The sequence below is a fragment of the Nostoc sp. UIC 10630 genome (genome assembly GCF_010747425.1).
Taxonomy (GTDB): Bacteria; Cyanobacteriota; Cyanobacteriia; order Cyanobacteriales; family Nostocaceae; genus Nostoc.
The window spans coordinates 1-23,838 of the sequence record NZ_JAAGOG010000134.1; the positions used below are offsets into that span (position 1 = coordinate 1).

The 23,838-nt window shown below is 41.6% G+C and carries 10 protein-coding genes and 2 pseudogenes; 8 read left to right on the forward strand and 4 right to left on the reverse strand.

Going from position 1 to position 23,838, the window contains the following annotated elements; all coding sequences use genetic code 11:
- The first annotated feature begins 356 nt into the window (after window positions 1–356).
- From G1O98_RS40175 to G1O98_RS25740, 7 genes and pseudogenes are all read left to right on the forward strand, one after another.
- A pseudogene (locus tag G1O98_RS40175) lies at window positions 357–631 on the forward strand (hypothetical protein).
- A 223-nt stretch (window positions 632–854) separates the two neighbouring features.
- Window positions 855–6,287 (forward strand): type I polyketide synthase, encoded by a 5,433-nt coding sequence (locus tag G1O98_RS25715; protein WP_163933766.1) that lies wholly within the window; start codon window positions 855–857, stop codon window positions 6,285–6,287.
- Window positions 6,288–6,425: 138 nt separating this feature from the next.
- Entirely contained in the window at window positions 6,426–8,153 is a 1,728-nt protein-coding gene (locus G1O98_RS25720) for an SDR family NAD(P)-dependent oxidoreductase (protein WP_163933769.1), read from the forward strand.
- A 239-nt stretch (window positions 8,154–8,392) separates the two neighbouring features.
- Window positions 8,393–13,141 (forward strand): PfaB family protein, encoded by a 4,749-nt coding sequence (locus G1O98_RS25725; protein ID WP_163933772.1) that lies wholly within the window; start codon window positions 8,393–8,395, stop codon window positions 13,139–13,141.
- 234 nt (window positions 13,142–13,375) lie between these two features.
- On the forward strand, window positions 13,376–15,052 hold the full coding sequence (locus G1O98_RS25730) for a PfaD family polyunsaturated fatty acid/polyketide biosynthesis protein (protein ID WP_163933775.1): 1,677 nt from the start codon (window positions 13,376–13,378) through the stop codon (window positions 15,050–15,052).
- A 2-nt stretch (window positions 15,053–15,054) separates the two neighbouring features.
- On the forward strand, window positions 15,055–16,569 hold the full coding sequence (locus G1O98_RS25735; protein WP_163933777.1) for a thioester reductase domain-containing protein: 1,515 nt from the start codon (window positions 15,055–15,057) through the stop codon (window positions 16,567–16,569).
- Between the two features lie 679 nt (window positions 16,570–17,248).
- Window positions 17,249–18,052 (forward strand): SDR family oxidoreductase, encoded by an 804-nt coding sequence (locus tag G1O98_RS25740; RefSeq protein ID WP_163933781.1) that lies wholly within the window; start codon window positions 17,249–17,251, stop codon window positions 18,050–18,052.
- A 111-nt stretch (window positions 18,053–18,163) separates the two neighbouring features.
- Here G1O98_RS25740 and hetI read toward each other — a convergent pair whose 3' ends face one another.
- The 4 genes and pseudogenes from hetI to G1O98_RS25755 all read right to left on the reverse strand — a co-directional run bounded on the left by hetI (window position 18,164) and on the right by G1O98_RS25755 (window position 22,094).
- Window positions 18,164–18,883: a 4'-phosphopantetheinyl transferase HetI gene (hetI, locus tag G1O98_RS25745; protein ID WP_163933785.1), complete on the reverse strand. Its 720-nt coding sequence runs from the start codon at window positions 18,881–18,883 to the stop codon at window positions 18,164–18,166.
- A gap of 585 nt (window positions 18,884–19,468) precedes the next feature.
- Window positions 19,469–19,594 (reverse strand): annotated as a pseudogene (locus G1O98_RS40180) (four helix bundle protein); the annotation flags it as partial.
- A gap of 106 nt (window positions 19,595–19,700) precedes the next feature.
- Window positions 19,701–21,227, reverse strand: coding sequence for an SUMF1/EgtB/PvdO family nonheme iron enzyme (locus tag G1O98_RS25750; RefSeq protein WP_345940593.1), 1,527 nt, complete (start codon window positions 21,225–21,227; stop codon window positions 19,701–19,703).
- A gap of 447 nt (window positions 21,228–21,674) precedes the next feature.
- On the reverse strand, window positions 21,675–22,094 hold the full coding sequence (locus tag G1O98_RS25755) for a hypothetical protein (RefSeq protein WP_313889990.1): 420 nt from the start codon (window positions 22,092–22,094) through the stop codon (window positions 21,675–21,677).
- 519 nt (window positions 22,095–22,613) lie between these two features.
- On the opposite strand from G1O98_RS25755, the gene dnaN reads away from it, so the two are divergent.
- Complete coding sequence (gene dnaN / locus G1O98_RS25760) at window positions 22,614–23,777, forward strand: DNA polymerase III subunit beta (RefSeq protein ID WP_114080277.1); 1,164 nt, start codon at window positions 22,614–22,616, stop codon at window positions 23,775–23,777.
- The last annotated feature ends 61 nt before the right edge of the window (window positions 23,778–23,838 follow it).

The following is a 23,838-nucleotide window of genomic DNA, read 5'->3' on the forward strand; positions in this document are numbered from 1 at the left end:
ACATTTATACAGTCACAAATTATACTTAAGTTCTGAATTTTATTCAAATTAACATCAGTAATTGTGGATGTTTCTTTATAAAATAACTTTAAAGAAATGATTTAGTTTCTGTAAAGTATGTTAGTGTTTTTATTAATTCAATGCTTTAAAGTGGTTAGACAAACTAGTTATTTAATTGAGATTTTGAAATTAAAAATAACTAAAGATAACTGCTTCTCTATCATCGTCTGCTCGTTTCATTACTTTTTCGACTTGCATAAATTCGGGTTAAAGGTGGTGTCTTTTGTGTAACGAACTTGTCAACTTTCCTAGTTCAAATAGCATAAAATACATTATCCCGAACGTTGAAATTGGCTATGACTTTAGAGATACAGAACGTTGTCATTAACAACAGCTATGTTGCTGTGGTTAGGCTAGATAATCAAAAGCTTTCGGGTGAAAAAACATTTCTGTTCTCTTAGCTACTCCTCAGTTTCCATCACTCCAGTAGGATACCATTACTCAAAATCTCTACCATTACAAATGGATTAAATTCACTGGTCAAGCAGCTATTACACTCCAAGACTATTTTACCAGTTTTAACAACGTTATTGACCTATTGCCACAATTTCAAGAGTCTAGCGTTGGATAACATTTTTTCGCGATGTCTACGACGGGCTACGCCTACGCAGTGTGCCAAAGTTGCCTGGAAACATAAGGCTTTACCCTGGCAGTATGTGTCGTGTGGTGTTGATTTGGAAACAAGCATTTAGCGGAGATAGGATAGCTAGCTGCTTATAAAACCAGAGTTTTTGATTATTAGTAGGCAACAGAAATTACTGTAGCTACACAATCCACAGTACTCACTATGCCCTATGTCTGCTTATTCAATTGATACTGCCTTAGCGGAGTTAGAAAGCCTTGTCAATAATTGTGAACAGGCTGTGATTAAGTCTATCGAGGGAAAAAAAATGAAATCAGATAAATCAGTGTCAATCAACAAAATTAACAGACAATTACAACACAATCCTATTGCCATTGTTGGGATGGCTTCTCTATTGCCTCAAGCCAGAAATTTGCGGGAATACTGGCAAAATATTGTAAACAAAATTGACTGTATTACTGATGTTCCTTCCACACATTGGAGCGTCGAAGATTATTACGATCCGAATCCTAGAACGACTGAAGATAAAACCTACTGTAAAAGAGGTGGGTTTCTTCCAGAGGTAGATTTTAACCCAATGGAATTCGGCATACCACCTAGCATTTTAGAAGTCACAGATGTATCGCAACTATTAAGTTTAGTGGTTGCGAAAGAGGCGATGGAAGATGCAGGTTATGGTGAAAAACGTGAGTTTAACCGCGAAATGGTTGGGGTAATCTTAGGCGTGGCGATGGCCAAGCAATTAGGAATGCCACTTTCTGCCAGGTTGGAATATCCCATTTGGGAAAAAGCACTTAAAAGCAGTGGTTTATCTGATGAAGATACCAAAAAAATAGTTGAGAAAATCAAAAGCGCTTACGTTAAGTGGGATGAGAACGCTTTCCCTGGAATGTTAGCTAACGTAGTCGCGGGTAGAATTGCCAATCGCCTGAATTTTGGCGGGATGAATTGTGTAGTTGATGCCGCTTGCGCTAGTTCTTTCGGTGCTTTAAAAATGGCAATTAGTGAGCTAGTTGAGCATCGTTCTGACATGATGCTAACTGGTGGTGTTGATACCGATAACACCATCATGGCTTACATCTCATTCAGCAAAACACCGGCGGTTTCTCCTAGTGAAAATGTCAAGCCTTTCGATGCTAAGTCGGATGGGATGATGCTGGGTGAAGGTATCGGGATGATTGTCCTCAAACGGTTAGAAGATGCTGAACGGGACAATGATAAAATCTATGCCGTAATTAAAGGTATTGGTACTTCCAGCGATGGGCGTTACAAGAGCATTTATGCTCCCCGCAAAGAAGGCCAAGTCAAAGCCTTAGAACGCGCTTATGAAGATGCCGGCTTCTCTCCCGCTACTGTTGGTTTAATGGAAGCACATGGCACTGGCACAATGGCTGGAGATCCGACAGAATTCGGTTCTTTAAAAGACTTCTTTGATGTACATGATGATAAAAAGCAGCACATCGCTTTGGGTAGTGTGAAATCGCAAATCGGACACACAAAAGCGGCTGCGGGTGCGGCAAGTTTGATTAAAACTGCTTTGGCTTTACATCACAAAGTATTACCACCCACAATTAACATCACCGAGCCGAACCCCAAACTCAACATTAAAAATTCATCCTTTTATTTGAATACCCAAACCAGACCTTGGATTCGTCCAGAAGGTGAAGCACCAAGACGTGCGGGTGTAAGTTCCTTTGGATTTGGCGGAACCAACTATCACGTCGTTTTGGAAGAATATGAAGCTGACCAAAACGCCGCTTACCGCTTGCACAGTGATGCTAGTGAAGTGCTGTTGTTTGCTCCCACAGTAGAGCAATTGTTGAGCAAATCGGAAGAGATTTTAGGTAAGTTGCGTTCACGAAGTGACTCCGCAGGAGTATCGCCTGAAGCAATTGCATACTACGCACAATTAGTCAATGAGTGCAAATCACAACAGATTCCCCTCTCTGCTCCCCGATTTGGGTTTGTAGCTGAGAACCTCGAAGAAGCTTGCAAGTTTCTGCAAACTAGCATTGACTGGCTGAAACTCAAAGGTTCAGCAGCATCTTGGGAGCATCCCCAAGGGATTTATTACCGCGCTTCTGGTATGGAGTTGGGCGGAAAAGTTGTCTCTCTATTTTCTGGGCAAGGTTCGCAATACCTGGAGATGGGACGCGAACTGGTGATGAATTTTCCTTTGATGCGCCGTCTTCATGGTTATATGGATAGCCTGTTGCTCAAAGATAATTTGCAGCCGTTGTCAGAAATCGTTTTCCCTCATCCTGTGTTTGGAGAGGCAGAAAAGAATGTCCAAATTGCTGCCTTGCAACGCACAGAATATGCTCAACCAGCCATCGGGGTGTTGAGTGCAGGGATGTATAGCATACTGCAACAAGCTGGATTTAAGTCAGATTTTGTTGCTGGTCATAGCTTTGGTGAACTAACAGCACTATGGGCTGCGGGGGTTTTGAGTACAGAAGATTACTTGTTCTTAGTGAAAGCTAGGGGTCAAGCAATGGCTGCACCTGAAGACCCGGATCATGATGCGGGAAGTATGTTGGCTGTCAAAGAAGATATCAGCAAAGTGGAAGCAGTGCTGAGACATTTTCCCCAAGTTGCGATCGCTAATCAAAATTCTCCGACTCAATTTGTCTTGGCTGGGCCGACCGCAGAAATAGCGAGAATCAAAGAGGCTTTACACGAGAAAGGATATACAGCTGTATTGTTACCTGTATCAGCAGCGTTCCATACACCGCTAATCGCCTTTGCTCAGAAATCCTTTGCGATCGCCACCAAGTCTGTCAAGTTCCAAACTCCGAAAATCCCTGTTTACAGCAACGTTACCAGTAAACAGTATCCCAAAGAAGCTCAAGGTATTCAAAAGATTCTGGAAACGCACCTTTCCAACTCAGTGCTGTTTAAACAGGAAATTGAAAATATCTATGCGGCGGGTGGTACTTGCTTTGTGGAATTTGGGCCGAGAAGAATTCTCAGCAACTTGGTGAAAGAGATTCTTGGCGATCGCCCACACATCACTGTATCTTTGAACCCTAGCACTCAAAAGAATAGCGATCGCTCTTTGCGGGAAGCAGTTGTGCAGTTGCGGGTAATTGGTTTGGCTTTGAATAACCTCGATCCTTACCAACTTCCCCAAACCATCCCCCCAATTGAGACGAAGAAGACATTAAATGTCCGTTTAAACGGGATAAACTACAGATCCGAAAAAACGAAAAATGCCTTCGCTCTCGCTTTGCAGGATGGGCACAAAGTTACATTACCCACTCCCGAAACTTCTGAAACTGTGGCTCCTTTATTTAGTAGCCCCGGTGTAACTCCACCTGTAGCAGTGATAGAGACTAACGGACATAAAAAACTTACCCCAGTAATGAACGGTGTGACTGCTAGTATCATCACCCAGCCAGAGCAACAGATGAATCCTGTTACCCTGTCACAACCAGTCCAGGAATCTAAGATGCAACCAACACCAGAAAAACTTACAAATTACGAACAACTTTTAGCAAGTTTAGAATATCTCCTGACACAGTTCCAGGAAAATCAAGCCGAGAATTTACAAGTTCACGGTACTTATCTCAATCATCAAATGGAATACGCCAAAGCGTTTTTCCAACTGATGCAACAGCAGAATTCCTTGTTGAGTGAAAGTAAATCAACAGCCGAAACTGCCAAAATGAAGCTAGTTGTCATGGAAAGCCTAGAGCGCAGCATGATGCAGTTTCATTCCCAACAAGGTGAAACTCTACGCATCCATGAGCAATATCTCCAAGAGCAGTTGGAATATACTAAGAGCTTTTTCCAACTCATACAGCAAGAGTATTCTCAAATCATCTCTGGTGAGGGAGCAACCCAACTAACAGAGATAAGCAATTTCACTCCCTTCACAACAGGAACAACTGTTAGTGATGCACCAGTATCTGCTACTACCAAGATAGTGGAAAGCCAGCCTTTGTCTGTAACTGAGCCTGTAGCTAAAAACGGCTTAAATGTTACTCAAACACCTCTCCCGGCTGCTGTAGAGCCTGTAGTTGAAACTTCTTACTCCCCACTTCCTACTCCCCACTTCGCCACTGTCGAGACAGTAGAGCCTGTAGTCGCGCCACCTGTCCCAGTAGTAGAACCCCAAGCTGAGGTTGTAGTCAAAATTAGCTCACCTCCAGTTGAGGAAGTTGTTGCATTCACCCCAGAACCAGCACCCACAACTGCTGCACCTGTATCTGGCGCAACCATCGATATTGTTGACTTGGATAAAAACCTCTTAGCCATCACCAGCGACAAGACCGGCTACCCAGTCGAAATGCTGGAAATGGACATGGATATGGAGGCTGATTTAGGAATTGACTCTATCAAACGGGTGGAAATCTTGGGGGCGCTACAAGAAATGTACCCCAACTTACCCAAGCCCAATTTAGAAGAACTGTCAGAAAAACGCACCATTGGTCAAGTTGTAGAGTATCTGCAATCCCACGCTTCCAAAAGTATTACCGTAGAAATTGCAGTTCACGAAGTACAACAAGCAACCGAGATTGCAGTAGAGGCTGCACCAGTAGTTGAGGTAGTCGCTGCGCCGGAACCAAGCATAGTTGTCGCATTCACCCCAGAACCAGAAACTGCTCCCGCTACAAGTGATGAATTTGCAAACTTAGGTGAAACCCTGTTAGCCATCACCAGCGATAAAACCGGTTATCCAGTCGAGATGCTGGAACTGGAAATGGACATGGAAGCCGATTTAGGGATTGACTCGATTAAACGGGTGGAAATTTTAGGGGCGATGCAAGAAATGTACCCCAACTTACCCAAGCCAAATATCGAAGAACTCGGCGACCTCCGCACCATTGGTCAAATAGTTGATTACCTACAGCAGTTGGCTGGAGGTGAAAAAAAAAAGTCTGAGCCTGAGTTTGTCCAACAGCAGCCACCGGAATTAGAGCATAATATCCAGCGCCATCTCGTCAAACTCAGAAGTCTACCACAGCCCGATTACTTGGATTTCACATTACCAGAGGGACACATCGGTTTAATCACCGATGATGGTTCCCTCACCACTTATAAATTAGCTGAATCCCTAATCGAGAAAGGCTGGAAAGTAGTAGTTATCAGCTTCCCCCAATCGCTCATCGCCCAACAAGCGCCTTTACCTACAGGAGTAACCCGCGTCACCTTAGCAAACTTGAGTGAAGAACATCTTCAACAACAATTGCAAGCGATCGCATCTCACTGCGGAACGATTGGGGCTTTCATCCACTTACATCCAATGTTTGTAGGAAATCACACCGGAAGTATTTCTTATAACGAATCAGAAAAGGCGATCGTCAAGCACGTATTTTTGATGGCGAAACACCTGAAACCCTCCCTCAACGAAGCCGCAAAGCATGGACGTAGTTGTTTCTGCACAGTTGCTCATCTTGATGGAGCCTTTGGGTTAGAGTACAAAGTTAACTTCGGTGCGATCGGCGCTGGTTTATTCGGATTAACCAAAACTCTGAGATGGGAATGGCCAAAGGTGTTTACTCGTGCGATCGACTTAAGTCCCAGACTTGATGCTAAACAGTCAGTACAAAACATCATCGCCGAACTTCACGACCCCAACCTTTATATAAGTGAAGTTGGCTACGGCTCACAAGGACGAGTCACCATTATCGCCGATTAATCTCCTCTCTCTGCGCTCTCTGCGTCTCTGTGGTTCGTTAAAAAAAAACCGCAGAGGCACAGAGGACACAGAGAAACAGATAGGAAACAACTTTTCTTAATTACGAATTACGAATTACGAATTAATATCAGAGGATTTATGACACAAACAGCCCAGCTTAGTCCATCATCTGTCTTTGTCGTGAGCGGCGGTGCAAAAGGGATTACGGCTGAGTGTACTATCAGATTAGCCCAACAGCAACCCTGTAAATTCATCCTCCTCGGTCGCTCGGAACTATTAGAAACCGAGCCAGATTACGCTCAAAATTCTGATGAATCGGCATTGAAAAAATGCATCATGGAAAATCTTCTTTCTCAAGGAGAGAAGCCCACACCAATGAATGTGCAAAAAATATATAACAAAATTACCTCCAGCCGCGAAATTAAAAAGACTCTAGCAGCAATTGAAAAAACCGGAGCTAAAGCCGAATATATCAGCGTCGATGTCACAGATACGCCAGCTTTACAAGAAAAACTTGCCACTGCTGTGCAACATCTCGGCCCAATTACAGGAATCATCCACGGCGCGGGAAACTTAGCTGATAAGTTAATTGAAAAGAAAACAGAAGAGGATTTTGAAAAGGTTTACACCGCCAAAGTTCAAGGTTTAGAAAACCTGCTAACTTGCGTGAATCCTAATCAACTTCAGCATTTAGTTTTGTTTTCTTCAGTAACAGGCTTTTACGGAAATCCCGGACAATCTGATTATGCGATCGCAAATGAAATTCTGAACAAATCAGCCCATATATTTAAGCAAAGTTATCCCTCATGTCATGTAGTCGCTATCAACTGGGGTGCTTGGGATAGTGGGATGGTGACAGCAGAATTAAAGAAGATTTTTCAAGAGCGAAAAATCGAAATAATTCCCATTGCAGTCGGCGCACAAATGCTCGTTAAAGAAATGGATCATACCAACCATGCAACCTCACAAGTTGTCATTGGTAGCCCATTAGTTCCACTGGCGGCGGAGTTAGATTCAGAACTACGAACCCATCGTATTCGTCGCCAAATGACATTAGAGGCTAATCCATTTTTGCACGACCATACGATTGCTGGTTCTCCAGTTTTACCAGCAACTTGTGCAATGACCTGGATTATCAATGCTTCTGAACAATTATATCCTGGTTATCGGTTGTTTAATTATCAAGATTTTAAAGTTTTGAAGGGGATTACTTTCAATGAGACATTAGCAGAGGAACATATTTTAGAAATAGAAGAAATTTCTAAAGTTAATCTTGAAAGAATCGAACTTAAAGCCAAAATTTCGAGTAAAAACCCACAAGGCAGAATCCATTTTCATTTTAGCGCTCAACTCAATCTCCAGCGAGAAATCCCAGATGTACCCACTTATGAATCTCTCAATCTCGAAGAAGATAATATCATCACCGCTACAGGAAAAGATTTTTATCAAAATGGTGGGACTACATTATTTCATGGCCCAGCTTTTCAAGAAATCAAAAGAGTTTTAAACATCAGTCCTGAAAAAATTACTACAGAATGTCTTTGGCCAGAACTCACCCCACAGCAACAAGGACAATTCCCAGTCCAATGGGTAAATCCTTACACCACTGACTTGAGTATGCACGCCTTATGGGTTTGGACACAACACTTTCATGAAGAAGGTTGTTTACCTGGAAAAGTAGAAAAATTTGAACAATTTGCGATGATACCACATAACGAAACATTTTACGTTTCGTGTGAAGTACTATCTAAGACACCAAGTAGTGCGATCGCAAACTTTATCATACACGACCGCCAAGGTAAAATCTATTCACGAATGCTCGGCGCTCATGCCATTATTTGGTCAATGAAAATGCTCAGAAGCTAATAATCTTCTTACCACTCAACACCTATAGCAGTTCTAAAATCTCTGTAAAATTCTTTCTTTTCTTCGCGCCCTTCGCGCCTTCTCTGCGAGACGCTACGCGAACGCGGTTCGTTAAAAAAAGTAATTTTCACAACTCAGATAGGATTGCTATAACTTGCCACTTCAAAGTTTGGGGAACAGCGTAAATCCTGCCTTTTAATTATCTCTTGCTAAATACCCAAACTCGGAGCATATAAATCGTGGAAAAAATAGCCATCATCGCATTATCATGCCTATTCCCCGATGCAAAGAATCCTGAAGAATACTGGCAAAACATCGTTAATCAAAAAGATTCGACATCCTCTGCAACCGTCGAAGAAATCGGAGTAGATCCGACAATATTTCACAATCCAGTTAAAGGTACACCAGACAAAACTTATTCCCTCAAAGGCGGTTACATCCGCAACTTCCAGTTTAATCCATCTGAATACAATCTACCATCAGAATTTGTTGACGGCTTAGATAACACCTTCAAATGGTCATTGTATGCAGCTAAACAAGCAATTGAACAAAGTGGTTATTGGGGTAATCAAACTGTTCTGGCAAAATGCGGCGTAATTTTAGGTAATTTGTCATTCCCAACGAAATTATCTAATCAATTATTCTCACCAATTTACCAGCAAGCTATTAATCCTGCTGTCAGAGAACTTTTGCAGGATGAAGACTTTAATTTAGCTGTACCAAGTGCTACCAAAGCATCTTTATACAATGCGATGATATCTGGTCTACCAGCATCTATCGTAGCTCAAGCTTTATCTCTATCCCAGATTAATTTATGTCTGGATGCTGCTTGTTCGTCCTCATTTTATGCGATTAAATTAGCATCTCATTACTTATGGTCACACAAAGCTGATGTCATGTTAGCTGGAGCCATCAGTTGTGCAGATTCGCTATTCGTGCGAATGTTATTTTCCGGTGTTCAAGGGTATGCAGAAAACGGTATCAGCCGCCCCTTAGATAAATCCTCTAGAGGGCTAATTCCTGCCGATGGTGTTGGGATGGTGATGCTAAAGAGATATTCTGATGCCGTTAGAGATGGCGACAATATTCTTGCCACTATCTGCGGTAATGGACTCTCGAATGATGGCAAAGGGAAGCATTTATTAAGTCCGAATCCTAAAGGACAAACTTTAGCATTTGAACGAGCCTATAACGAGGCAAATTTTAGTCCAAAAAGCATCGATTATCTAGAGTGTCACGCCACTGGCACATTACTAGGAGATACAACCGAATTCAATTCCATAGAAACATTCTTTGGTCAAAATCAAGCTGCACCTCTGGTGGGTTCTGCTAAAGCAAATACTGGTCACTTGCTAACTGCTGCCGGCATGGTTGGCTTGACTAAAGTGATTTTGAGTATGTCTCATGGTGTAATTCCAGCAACCATGAATGTTTCTGAACCTTTAACATCAGAAAAAGGTACAATTTCCGCCGATAAAATTGTTAGAACGGCTACAGCATGGCCTAATCATAACGCACCAATTAAACGAGCGGCTATCAGTGCTTTTGGTTTTGGCGGCACTAATTCTCATCTGATTTTAGAACAAGGAACTACAGCAGAATCTGTTGAATCAATTCCACCTGTTCCACCTACCAAAGTTGCTATTGTTGGCATGGATGCCTTTTTTGGTAACTGCAATGGCTTAGATGCTTTTGAACGCAGTATTTATGATGGAACACAACATTTTACTTCCTTACCGCCTCAAAGATGGCATGGGATAGAAAATCAAGAAAGTGTCCTGAAAGAGTACGGTTTAACAGACGGGAAAGCACCAGTAGGGGCATATATCAAGGATTTTGAAATTGATACTTTATCGTGCAAAATCCCACCGAATGAGATAGATAAGTTAAACCCACAACAATTGTTGCTTCTGAAAGTTAGCGATCGCGCCGTCAAAGATGCGAAACTACAAGAGGGTGGCAATGTGGCTGTGATTGTCGCCGCCGAGACAGAATTCTCTGTGCATCAGCTACAGCAAAGATGGAATCTATCTTGGCAAGTTAAGGATGGCTTACTCAACCAAGGAATTTCTCTACCTGCTGAACAGCTTTCCCAACTGGAAACCATTGTCAAAGATAGCATTCACCAACCTGTAGAAATCGGCGAATATGTGAGTCACATCGCCAACATCATGGCAAGTCGGATTTCTGCTTTGTGGAATTTTACTGGCCCTGCATTCACCGTCAGCGCTGGCGAAAATTCCGCCCTCAAAGCGTTGGAAGTTGCTCAAATGCTACTCGCTACGGGAGAAGTTGATGCAGTCGTTGTGGGTGCAGTGGATTTAGCCGGCGGTGTGGAAAATGTCTTATTCCGCAGCCAATTTGCACCAATTAATACAGGTGTCAATACCTTGGGTTATGACCAACAAGCAAATGGCTGGACGGTTGGTGAAGGTGCGGGTGCAGTTGTCCTCAAGCGCTACGAAGCTGCTAAGGAAGACAATGAACGCATCTATGCAGTAATTGATGCTATGAGTTTCGCACAAGGTAATTCTACTTTGAGTGACGCTTTGGTAAAACCTGATGCTTCAGCTATCAGTGATGTCTGCAAACAAGCCTTCCAGATGGCGGAGATTCAACCCACAGAAGTTAACTATGTGGAAGTCTTCGGTAGCGGTGTTCCCCAGGAGGATGAAGCTGAAATCACAGGTTTACTGCAAGCTTATCCAAAAGTAGGCAATGGTTTGCACTGTGCATTAGGTAGCGTCAAAGCAAATATCGGTCACACCTATACAGCATCGGGAATTGCTAGCTTAATCAAAACCGCTCTCTGTCTTTATTACAGGTATATTCCCGCCACTCCCAAATGGTCTGGTGTCAAAACACCGCAAGTATGGGAAGGTAGTCCTTTCTATGTGGCAATGGAATCAAGACCTTGGTTTGTTGATAAAGGCGGCACACGCAGAATAGCAGCAATTAATAGCATGGGTATAGATGGGAGTTACGCCCATTTAATCTTATCGGAGGAACCCAGCCAAGAGGAACGGGATAACAGATATTTGCAACAAATGCCTTTTCATCTGTTTCCGATAGCAGTTAGCGATCGCTCCACTATACCCGATATCCTAAACCATCTCCAGAAATCCATAGAAGCCAGTTCTTCTTTATCAGCTACCGCTAGCGAAACATTTGCCACCTTTCAACAGCAATCTGATCCCAAATACGTCTTATCAATCGCAGGACGTAACACAAAAGAACTACTCAAAGAAATTGAATCTGCTCGTAAAGGTGTAAATAATGCCTTTGAGAAAGGGACAGATTGGCAAACACCAATAGGAAGTTATTTCACAGCGAAACCATTGGGTAAAACTGGAGCAGTTGCTTACGTTTATCCCGCAGCAGTCAATTCTTATATCGGCATTGGTCGTACCGTCTTCCGGTTATTTCCGAAAGTCTTCGAGGATTTAAAAAGTAACAATCTCTACAATCGGGCTGCCGATGTTGAAAAGTTAGTTTATCCCAGAAGCTTACCTAAATTGACAACGAGGCAACTAGAAACTCTCGAAAAGCAATTGTTAGATGATTCACTAGCAATGTTTGAAAGCGAAATCGCCTTTGCTAGATACATGACAGCAATTTTCCGAGATGATTTTAAAGTCAAGCCGCAATCTGTGTTTGGGTATAGCTTGGGTGAAACTAGCATGATGGTTGCCCAAGGAGTTTGGAGTGATTTTGAAGGTGGAAGTAATACCTTAAACTCATCACCTTTATTTGGTGATAAGTTATCTGGGCCGAAAAATGCGGTGCGTGAATATTGGGGATTAACCGATTCACCAAACAACAATTTTTGGAATACCTATGTTCTCATGGCTACTCCATCGCAAGTTAGAGAATGCCTGAAACATGAAAATCATGTCTACTTAACTCAAATCAACACACCAGAAGAAGTATTGATTGCTGGTGATGATGCCGCCTGTAAGCGAGTAATTGCGACTTTAGGTTGCAATTCATTCCCCGCTCCCTTCGACCATGTGATACATTGTGAAGCGATGCGATCGCAGTTCGAGGAAATCAAGAAGGTAAACAGCCTACCATCACAAAATCTTCCAGGTATCGTTTTTTACTCAGCCGCCGATTATCAACCAATTGTACTTGATAGTGATGCGATCGCTCACAACATCGCCAAAGGATTGTGCCAAGAACTTGATTTTCCGCAATTAGTTAATCGTGTCTACGGTGATGGAGTCAAAATATTTTTAGAAGCAGGCGCAGGTAATGTCTGTTCACGATGGATTGACAAAATTCTTGGCAACAAAGAACATATCACCGTCTCTCTTAATCGTAGAGGGATGGATGACCATGCTGCAATGGTCAAAGCATTAGCAAAATTACTCAGTCATCAAGTAAACGTGGATTTATCACCACTGTACAACAAAGCTCAAGGAACTGCTAATTCAAATAAAGCAACATTGAGAACAGTTACCTTGGGTGGAAAAGCAATTGCTGCTACAATTTTGACTGAAGAAAATCGCCAGATTGTTAAAGATTTGGTTGAGGATATTAAATGTGATCGGTTCAAAATACAGCATCCAGATATACCTAACATCCAGCAATCTGAAATCACAGATTTTCTTAAGACTTCCAACCAAATAACCCAAGAAGAAACTTACTCCCCTAACATCTTGCCTCAGCCAGAAGAAGTAAAACCGAAAAATATCATTGATAACGTTTTTGAAACGAGAGAACAATTACAATCTTCTGAGTCAAGCGCAATTGGGCAGCAAAATCTTCTTCATTCACCACCTGTCATCACTCAAAAAATTAGTAGCATCATCAGCATGTTCGATTTAAATAAGACCCAGTATCAAAAGCTCAATGCGAATAATTCAAAGATAACTAAAGCACACACTGCCTTCTTACAAGCTAGACAAGATTACAGTCAACAAATGAGCGAAATAATTCAATTGCAACTAGCTTGCGCCCAAAACTTGCTTAACGACGAATCCTGAGAATTCCAAATGTAGACTCCTGTCAATATGGTTCGGTTGAGATCCCCCCGCCTACGGCGACCCCCTTTTTAAGGGGGTAAATTAGGAAAATAGCCCCCCTTTTTAAGGGGGGTTGGGGGGATCTTTAAGCGATAAACAAGCTAACCAAACCGTATTAAAACTTTTTCCAAGAGTTTACACCCTTCACCCTTCAACTTTAATCATCCATTGTTTGTAATCCGAGGGATAACTACCGTGACAACCGTAGATACGGTACTAAGTAAACACGATAATGGTCTTAACTTCTCCGCTTGGTCATATAACAAAAACCAGGTTTGGAAAGGTTCTTTAGAAACTGTATCTTTCGAGAAACAAACCATCAAAGATAAATTGATGGTCTTAAATAAACCCTGCTACATCGTGAAAGTTGCCGGAAAAATCGGTGTCACTAATGAGGGTTATTTATCCCCTGGTGATAATGGCACAACAGCACAAGTAGAACTGCTAACATTTGCAGCACCAATCCGCATTCAACAATTTGGAGATCCCAATTTTCTCTCCTCTTATGGAGTGAAATATGCCTACGTTACCGGCGCAATGGCTGGCGGAATTGCTTCCGAAGAAATGGTCATTGCACTTGGAAAAGAGCAAATTTTGAGTTCCTTTGGTGCAGGTGGTTTAACTCCAGAACGTTTGGAAGCAGCCATCAATCGCATTCAACAAGCCTTACCTCAAGGGCCCTACGCATTTAATCTAATCCACAGCCCCAACGAACCTGCGATTGAACGCCGCGCTGTAGATTTATATCTCAAATATCAAGTGAGAACAGTAGAAGCATCTGCATTTCTCGACTTGACCCCCAACATTGTTTATTACCGTGTTGCTGGATTGGCATTGAATAGCGCCAATCAAATTGAAATCAAAAATAAAATCATTGCCAAAATTTCTCGCCGAGAAGTTGCGACTAAATTTCTGCAACCAGCACCAGCCAGAATAATCAAAGAACTCCTTGAACAAGGGTTAATTACTGAGTTACAAGCAACCCTTGCAGCCAAAGTTCCAATGGCTGATGATATTACCGTCGAGGCTGATTCTGGAGGACATACAGATAATCGTCCCCTGGTTTGTGTGTTACCTTCTATTATTGCCTTGCGGGATGAAATTCAAGCACAATATCATTACCAAACACCCATTAGAATCGGTGTTGCAGGGGGAATTGGGACACCACAATCAGCATTAGCAGCTTTCATGATGGGTGCTGCTTATATAATGACTGGTTCCATTAATCAGTCGTGTGTTGAATCTGGGGCTTGCGAACATACCAAAAAGTTATTAGCCCAAGCAGAAATGGCTGATATGATTATGGCCCCAGCAGCAGATATGTTTGAAATGGGAGTCAAATTGCAAGTTCTCAAACGGGGTACAATGTTCCCCATGCGAGCGCAGAAATTATTTGAACTCTACCGCGCTTATGATTCCATTGAAGAGATTCCTTTAGCAGAAAGACAGAAATTAGAAAAACAAGTTTTTCGCAAAACTATTGCCGAAGTATGGGAAGGAACTGCGGCTTATTTATCCCAAAAGAATCCTGAGAAACTTGGGAAAGCAGTCAATAATCCTAAACTAAAAATGGCGTTGATTTTCCGTTGGTATCTAGGATTATCTTCTCGCTGGTCTAGTTCTGGTGAAAAAGGTAGAGAAGTCGATTATCAAATTTGGTGTGGCCCGGCAATGGGCGGTTTCAATGACTGGGTACGCGGTTCTTACCTGTCTGAACCAAATAATCGTGGTGTAGTTGATGTTGCTAATCAAATTATGACTGGTGCAGCCTTTTTGTACCGTGTCCAAAATTTGAAAATTCAAGGACTGCAAGCTTCCGATTATTACAGTCAGTATCACCCTGTTCGTTCTACATCATTGTTGGAGATTTAAAAATGACTATAAAACAGTCTTTCACAGCAGACGATATTCAAATATTTTTGGTATCTAATTTAGCTAAATTGCTAGACGTAGCAACTGATGAGATAGATGTCAAAGAACATTTAGAAAACTATGGGTTGGATTCAGCCCAAGCAATGATTCTAGTAAGTAACTTAGAAAAGTTGCTAGGATTTCAACCGTCTCCATTGCTTCTGTGGCATTACCCAAATATTGAAGCTCTTTCACAGCGTTTAGCTGAAGAAGTGCAAGATGGTTCACCAGTTCAAGATACAAAGGTAGTAGCCTCTAATGCCAACACTGCACCCTCTATTCTAGATTTAGGAGCTGAGGCTGTTCTTGACCCTACCATCCATCCCGGCGCTGCATCTAATGTAGCTATAGGTGAACCCAAGAACATCTTTTTAACTGGAGGAACAGGCTTTTTAGGAGCCTTTATCATCCGGGAATTGCTACAAGAAACTAATGCGGATATCTATTGCTTAGTGCGTGCTGCTAATGCCGAAGAAGGCAAAAGCAAACTCCAAAAAAATCTGGAACAGTACGCAATTTGGCAGGAAGAATTTAGCTCCAGAATTATTCCGATTGTCGGCGATTTATCTCAACCATTGTTAGGTATTGGTTCCGAACAGTTTCAAGTCTTAGCTGCAAATATTGATACCATCTATCATAGTGCTGCTTTGTTGAATTATGTTTTCCCATACTCAGCACTGAAAGCAGCCAATGTTTTAGGCACTCAAGAAGTTTTGAGATTGGCTTGTCAAGTTAAAGTCAAGCCTGTACATTACGTTTCTAGTGTTGCTGTTTTTGAATCCACTGCTTACGCTGGCAAGGTTGTCAAAGAACAGGATGAATTTAATCATTGGGAAGGTATTTATCTTGGTTACTCACAAACAAAATGGGTAGCTGAAAAGTTAGTAAAAATTGCCCGTGACCGTGGACTACCTGTAACTATCCACAGACCACCGCTGATTTCAGGTGATAGCAAAACAGGTATTTGTAACACACATGACTTTATCAATTTGATGACCAAGGGCTGTCTACAAATGGGATATTTCCCTGATGTAGATTATATGTTGGATATGTCACCTGTAGACTATGTAAGTAAAGCGATCGTTTATCTATCACGCCAAAAAGAATCCATAGGTAAGGCTTTCAATTTACAACATCCCCAACCCGCTGCTTTAAAAATGCTAGTTGAGTGGATACGCTCATTTGGTTATTCAGTTGAAATGATTCCTTACGAAAAATGGCAATCAGAGTTAATCAATAATGTGACTTCTGCTGACAATCCTTTGTACACTCTGCGACCATTTTTACTGGAACGTTGGTCTGATGAACAACTGACTATTCCTGATTTGTATTTACAAGCTAGAAGACCGCATATTAGTTGCCAAGATACTCTTCATGCATTGGCAGGTAGTTCTATTGCTTGTCCTCCCATTGACTCTCAATTGTTTATGACTTATACAGCCTACTTGATTCAAAGCGGTTTCTTGAATCTCGCTTAGTAATTCACAACTTGCGTAGGATGTTTAGCTGTGATTTTAGGCACTTAGAGATCCCCCCTAACCCCCCTTAAAAAAGGGGGGAACTGGAGTCAAAGTCCCCCTTTTTAAGGGGGATTTAGGAGGATCTCTAAGCTTAGGAACGTAACGCACTATCCCGAATACTTTCGGTGCGTTACGGAAGCCGTAACACACCCTACAACTACAACAAAACAAGTTTATTTAGTCGATGTTTTTTAAAACTCAGTACTGCTGAATAGTTAATATTTCAGATGCCAGCAACAACTTATATACCAACAGTGGCAATATAATTGCCCTGTTTTTTTATGCTCAATCATGTAAATTTTTAGTATTCACCCCTTGACAGAAGCAATTGAGGATAGAATGGTTAGTGTCGGGCATAAAAGTTTGATTTTACCCGCTGGCTTTTGTGAGTGATTAAAAGCCTAATGCTAGCAGTCTGAAATAACCGAACTTATTTAATGCCCAACTTCTTCGATGCATAAGTCCTAAATTTGCGTTTGGACTGCTACATCTATCCAATGCACCAAACAAGCATTTGAAAGAGTAATAACTCAAGATATTTCTTGTAGGTTGAGATATTACGCGTACTTAATTGTAGAACGAGAACCACTGTAAATGCAACGCAGCTTCATCAAGTTGAATTCACCAATATTCTTACATGAACACAACACATCAAAGACAGAGCAAAAAAACTGCTCTTATTACTGGGGCAGCTGGTGGAATTGGCTACGAATTAGCATGTATTTTTGCTGCTCATGATTACAATTTGGTATTAGTAGACAGAAATGGGCCAACGCTAGTAGAAATTGCAGCTAAATTCCAAGAGAAATTTGGAATTTTTGTCAAAACTATTGTTAAGGATTTATCTATATCAACTGCTCCTGAAGAAATTTTCACGGAGCTGCAAAAAGCCGATATTAATGTTGATGTGCTGGTAAATAATGCTGGATTTGGTATCTATGGATTATTTCACAAAACAGACCTAGCTACTGAACTGGAAATGCTACAGGTAAATTTGGTGTGTCTCACCCATTTAACTAAGCTATTCCTGAAGCACATGGTCAAGCAAGGTGAAGGTAAGATATTAAACGTCTCCTCGGCTGCTGCTTTTCAACCTGGGCCTTTAATGGCAGTTTATTTTGCTACTAAAGCCTATATCTTATCGTTTTCAGAAGCGATCGCTAATGAATTAGAAGGTACAGGTGTCACTGTGACAGTTCTTTGCCCAGGCTCAACCGCATCTGCCTTTCATGAAAGAACCGGAATGGCTGACTCGAAGTTGCTCAAAGGCAAGAGGATGATGGATGCACAAACTGTAGCTGAAGTTGGTTTTCGTGCCTTAATGAAGGGTCAAACCATTATCATTCCTGGTTTACTCAATGCAATACTTGCAAAAAGCGTCAGATTTGTACCTAGAAACCTGGTAACAAAAATTGTGAGAAATATGCAAGAGGATAAGTAAGCTGGTTGTCATTTGTCATTGGTCATTGGTCATTGGTCATTGGTCATTTGTCATTTGTCATTTGTCCGCAATATCTCTCTTGTTTTATTTAGGAGATGAGCTTAGTCAACATCAATATTGCCAGCATTTTAAGTTCCAGCCACAATTTGCTATGGCAACAGCAGCAACATAATTGTTAGCAGGTACTAGTTCAAATAGACTCCAGTCTTCTAATATCTGTAACTTGGCTGGTTCTGTAGGAGTCAAAGACACTTCAACTTGCTCTAACTGGGATAGTCCGTCTCCAGTTGCTTTTAAATAAGCTTCCTTACAAGTCCAGTAACGGAAAAATACTTCTTGCTGTTGGTTGGGAGATAGTGATCGCAACATCTCATATTCTCTCGGTAAAAAGAACCGTTTGGCAAGAGCTTCGATATCAGACATCGGGCGAATATATTCTAGGTCTACACCAATTGAGCGGGTACAATTCACCGCACACAAACCCAACGCTTGGGAATGAGACAAGTTAAACGCCAGTCCACTATTGGCAAATGTATCTGCTAATACTGGTTTGCCACGCTGTTGATAATTAAACTGCACTTGTAAAGGCTGGATATTTAAATAGCGACTTAATATAGTTCGGAGAATACCACGACCAGCAATGAAACGCTGTCGATGTTCCTGAAAATAGAACCGTTCAGCACGAGCCGTTTCGTCACTGGAAAGAGTTGCTGCTAAATTTTGCAGTTCTAGTTCTGGTTGGTCAAGTTCTATACGCCAGACATGAATCTCATCTGATAACAAAGTTAAATCTGTCGGTGCAGGTAGCCAGAAATGATGAGTAGCAGTCATTGAATCTGATTTGATTTGTTTTGTAACCTTTACCGAAGTTTAGCTTTGCTAGTCTCTATTTTATCCTGAAGATATATTTTAAGTTTTCCACAACCAACAGTGCGATCGCTAGTCTTAATGGTTGAATAATTAGTTGAGAATATTAAGTAACGTATAAAAATTGATTAAATTTAACTTAGATTATGGAAAAAATCTTACTTTTTGTGGAAAAATCTGTGGAAAACTTGATATTTTGCTGTTAAAACTTAATTAAGTATAATTACTTTGTGGAAAAATACTATAGTTTTTCCACAAGTTTTCCACAAGGTAAACTTGCTTAACAGGTAACAGGGATTATTGGTGTTGGGTTGAGAAACAAAACCCAACCTACGCCGGGTTGCAATATTGCGTAGGTTTTGAGTTTATCCCCTCAAGACCGCGCTGGCTCCCCTTAAAAAGGTAGCAACCCGGAATCAAAGTCCCCCTTTTTAAGGGGGATTTAGGGGGATCTAAAACTTTTTGCTACCGACCAAAGAACTTTTCAAACAACCTCTAAGGGGGATCTCCGATGACTATGAAACTTAATTACGAATTACGAATTATTCGGTCATATAATTCTGTAATTATCCGATTTCCTAGCAAAAATTTATGATCTCTAGGCAAACGATTTAAAATTGGTACATACCACTTGATTAAATCATAAGTCTTCTGTATTATCAGTAAATCACTCATTCAGAATTTAGCTAAAAAATTTTATCGCGCAGAGCGCGAGACAAATAAGAGAAGAAGGGAAAAGAAAAAAGCGAAGAGGGTAAAAGGACAAGAGTGTAAAGGGCTACTAAGTCCTGCCACGAACCAACACAACCCGAAAACCCACGCGGCTGCCACGAGCATCACGCGCGTCACAGCCGCGATACGCCGAGCGGCAATTCCTGGGATCGGTGCCCCACGAACCACCACGCAGCAGCCGATTATCGTTATCACTCATCCAAGGGCTACCGTCTGCTGGTGCTTTATTATAATTTTCGTGCCAATTATCCTGACACCATTCCCATATATTACCATGCATATCAAATAAAGCAAAGGGATTTGGTGAAAATTTTCCGACATCTGTTGTTTGCTGACGATATTCACCCTTTGATCCAGCACCATAAGTATAGTTACCGTTATAATTAGCCAAATCAGTCGTAATCGTCTCACCAAAATAAAATGGGGTAGTTGTTCCCGCACGACAGGCATATTCCCACTCTGCCTCACTAGGCAAGCGATAGGTTTTCCCAGTCTTGTTAGACAATCTGGCACAAAACTCAATTGCATCATCCCAAGACACTTGTTCAACAGGTCGATTAGCGCCTTTGAAGTAAGATGGTTCAGGATTTAATTCAATATTTATCTTTTTTAGCCCAGCAACAACAGCCCATTGGCTTTGTGTAACTGGATATCTACCCATGAAAAAGGGTTGAATGGTAACAAGGTGCTGTGGACTTTCATCACTGTATCGTTCTGGCTCATTCTCTGGGGAACCCATTAAGAATTTACCGCCACGAATTGGAACTATTTCTAGAACTACGCCATCGCCCAAATTTTCTGTAAAAAGCTTTGCTTCTACTACATCTTCATCCTTAAGCTCATACTCTCGTTGTAATTTATTTAATTCCTTTTTAGCTCTATCATCCAACGGATATCTGTGTTGAGCTACAAAATCTATGAATAATTCTCTGTAGTCATCTATATGTTGCTTACGTATCTTGTAAGGCTTTAATACTTCTTTTTGGACTGCACTAGCTTCTAAATCTATTAATCCTAAGTTTATCTCTAATCTTTTTAATATTTTCAACTCCCCAGAAGAAATATCACCATCGCCATCAGACGCAAATTTTTCAACCTTCTGACGATATTGAGCTATAGCCTTTGCCTTACTTAGTTGTTCAGCAGCAACCTTAATTCCCTCAGCTACATTCGTGAATGCTTCATCTCGATTATGCCAAGCTGAAGATGTAACAGGTTGGGCATTTTTGGGCAGAGCTTGTAGTCTAGCTAATGGTGGTGATTGCCAAGCAACACTTCGCAAAATAATTGGAATGACGCAAGCTTCTCTAGCTTCGTGGCGTTCTACTGCTTTAGTAACTTCAACACTCCAGCAGTATTCAGAACGGATAAAGTCTGAACTTACCAGCAATAAAATGATATCGGCTGTATTTAAATTCTCATTAATCTGCCGATCCCATTCTCCTCCAGGTGGTATCTCGCGATCGTCCCAAGTTGAAATTACACCTTGCCGTTTCAACATAGTGAGGTGGTTAACGAGTTCATTCTTTAGAGATTCGTCGGCGTGAGAGTAGGAAATGAATACTTTGAGCGACACCAACGATACCTCTTGCGTCTTTAAGAGTGGAATAAATTACGCTTTTTACAAATTATAGTATGTTTGCGTACTACACTGGGTGGCTGGAAGTCGTGGCTACACAGACAAAACCCGCCTTTACTACGGAAGCTACGCCAAGGCGGGTTAAAAACTTTGATTTTTTGCCAGTTACAGACCTCTAGAGTTGCCCCAGAGCCTTTTGATCCCCCCAACCCCCCTTAAAAAAGGGGGCAAAAACCTCTCAAAGTCCTCCTTTTTAAGGAGGATTTAGGAGGATCTAGAGGATTTTGGTTTTGTACAGAGATGTGTGTACACCGTAGCTTTTTAGGAGAGAGGCTAAAGTCTATTGCATCTATAGATGCGTAGCGGCTTACCGCAGGGTACGAAAACCGCTATATAAACCTGATTGGATTTTAGCTAACTTGCGATGTCTACGACGGGCTACGCCTACGCAGCTGATGCCCCATTCATAGATCCATTTACAGAAGAAGGCTGAACAGAATTGGTGACTTGGGAATTGTCTACTACGTTTCGCTTCTTCTTGGTATTACCTCGTCGCGCACCACCCGCCATCTCGTATTCCTGGCTGGTTTTACCGTAACGGCTGCCAACTCCTAGTAACATTTTTTCTGACATTGCAATTACAGCCTGTTCTGCATTCTTCACATCATCTGTGAGTTTGTCAATGGAAGATAAAGCAGTGTTGTAGGCAGCAAGCTTAGACCGTAGATCGTTAATTGTTGCATTGTAAGCTTGTATAGTCAGTCCTTCGCCGAAGTCTAATTTTACACTGATAGATTGTAAACTTTCAATGCGGCGATCGGCTTTTTCTAAAACGCTGGAGTTTCTTTTAGGACGTGCCATCATTCATCTCTCCCAGTAAACTATAGTACTTTTTTATACAAAATTTTCCTTGATGTCATCAGAAAATATAACAAAATCAGTTGCTTACAATGTAGGCGATCGTAAAGTTCGCACCTCTAGACTTGTAGTTGATTTTACTTAAATTGTTTTTTATTTAAGTAATAAATAGATTTATAAGTTTATTGCGACAATTGTTGCAATGATTTCAACGTTTCTTATACATGGAGGATCAATTGTTGCAAAGTATGAATACTTTGCTGCAACGGCTTATACCTTTGCAAGAAATCCTTAAGCGTTTCTTATATATGGAGAATCAATTGTTGCAAAGTATGAATGCTTTGCTGCAACTGCTTATACCTTTGCAAGAAATCCTTAAGCGTTTCTTATAGATCGCGCAACATTAGCTGCAATCGTTTGAGTCTTTACAAGTCTGAAGCGTAAGAGCGTAGGCGTAGCCCGTCGTAGACATCGCCTATAAACGATAAGGATGTTACCATATCTTTCACCAGCTGAATCTGACTTATGAAATTAGTTTGCTCCCAAAGCGATCTCAGTACAAACCTCTCACTCGTTAGTCGTGCAGTACCTTCACGACCGACTCATCCAGTACTTGCCAATGTGCTGTTACAAGCGGATGCTGAAACTAACCAAGTAAGTTTAACAGCCTTTGATCTCAGCTTGGGAATCCGCACCAGCTTTAATGCAGAGGTATGGCAAGGAGGTGCGATCGCACTTCCTGCTAAGTTACTTGTAGATATCACCTCCCGTCTTCCAGAAGGCGAAATCACTTTAGACGATGAATCAGCCCTCACAGGTGCAACATCCGGTGGAGAAGGTTTAATAGTTACACTCACACCCAAAAGTGGACATTATCAAGTCCGAGCAATGGGGCCGGAAGAATTTCCTGAACTACCCGTAATTGAAAATACAGAAGTAATTTATCTCACCACCGCCGCATTAGTTGAGGGATTACGGGGTTCATTATTTGCTACCAGTGGTGATGAAACTAAACAAGTACTCACGGGTGTACATTTAACAGTTAAACAAGATACCCTAGAATTTGCAGCTACCGATGGACATCGCCTAGCAGTGGTAGAAACTAGCAACGAGCGTCCTCTAGGCGGAACTAGTCAACTAGAGGTGACAGTACCAGCGAGAGCATTACGCGAACTCCAACGGATGCTAGCTCATAGCGCCTCATCAGATGAACCTGTAGCTTTATATTTCGATCAAGGTCAAGTTGTATTTGCATGGCAAAATCAACGTTTGACTAGTCGCACGTTAGAAGGGCAATATCCTGCTTATCGACAATTAATTCCGCGTCAATTTGAACGACAAGTGACAATTGAACGGCGACAATTTGTCAGCACTTTGGAACGGATTGCTGTGCTAGCCGATCAAAAAAATAATATTGTCAAACTTAGTATTGATAGCGAAGCTCAAGAAATTACTTTATCTTGTGAAGCTCAAGATGTGGGTAGTGGTAGAGAGTCAATGCCAGCGCAGATATCTGGAGAAAACATTGAAATTGCTTTTAACATTAAATATTTGATGGAAGGCTTGAAAGAGTTACCATCTTCCGAAATTCAAATGCATCTAAATCAAAGCTTGACTCCAGTGATTTTTACACCATTGGGTGGTTTGAAAATGACTTATTTAGCTATGCCTGTGCAACTGAGAAGTTGAAGGGGGCAGGAGGCAGGGGGCAGGAGGCAGGAGGCAGGAGGCAGGAGGCAGGAGGCAGGAG

Bases quoted from the DNA above. Each gene is read 5' to 3' on its own strand.
- dnaN (WP_114080277.1), top strand. From the start codon at position 22,614: ATGAAATTAGTTTGCTCCCAAAGCGATCTCAGTACAAACCTCTCACTC.
- G1O98_RS25715 (WP_163933766.1), top strand. From the start codon at position 855: ATGTCTGCTTATTCAATTGATACTGCCTTAGCGGAGTTAGAAAGCCTT.
- G1O98_RS25755 (WP_313889990.1), bottom strand. From the start codon at position 22,094: ATGATGGCACGTCCTAAAAGAAACTCCAGCGTTTTAGAAAAAGCCGAT.
- G1O98_RS25720 (WP_163933769.1), top strand. From the start codon at position 6,426: ATGACACAAACAGCCCAGCTTAGTCCATCATCTGTCTTTGTCGTGAGC.
- G1O98_RS25735 (WP_163933777.1), top strand. From the start codon at position 15,055: ATGACTATAAAACAGTCTTTCACAGCAGACGATATTCAAATATTTTTG.
- G1O98_RS25740 (WP_163933781.1), top strand. From the start codon at position 17,249: ATGAACACAACACATCAAAGACAGAGCAAAAAAACTGCTCTTATTACT.
- hetI (WP_163933785.1), bottom strand. From the start codon at position 18,883: ATGACTGCTACTCATCATTTCTGGCTACCTGCACCGACAGATTTAACT.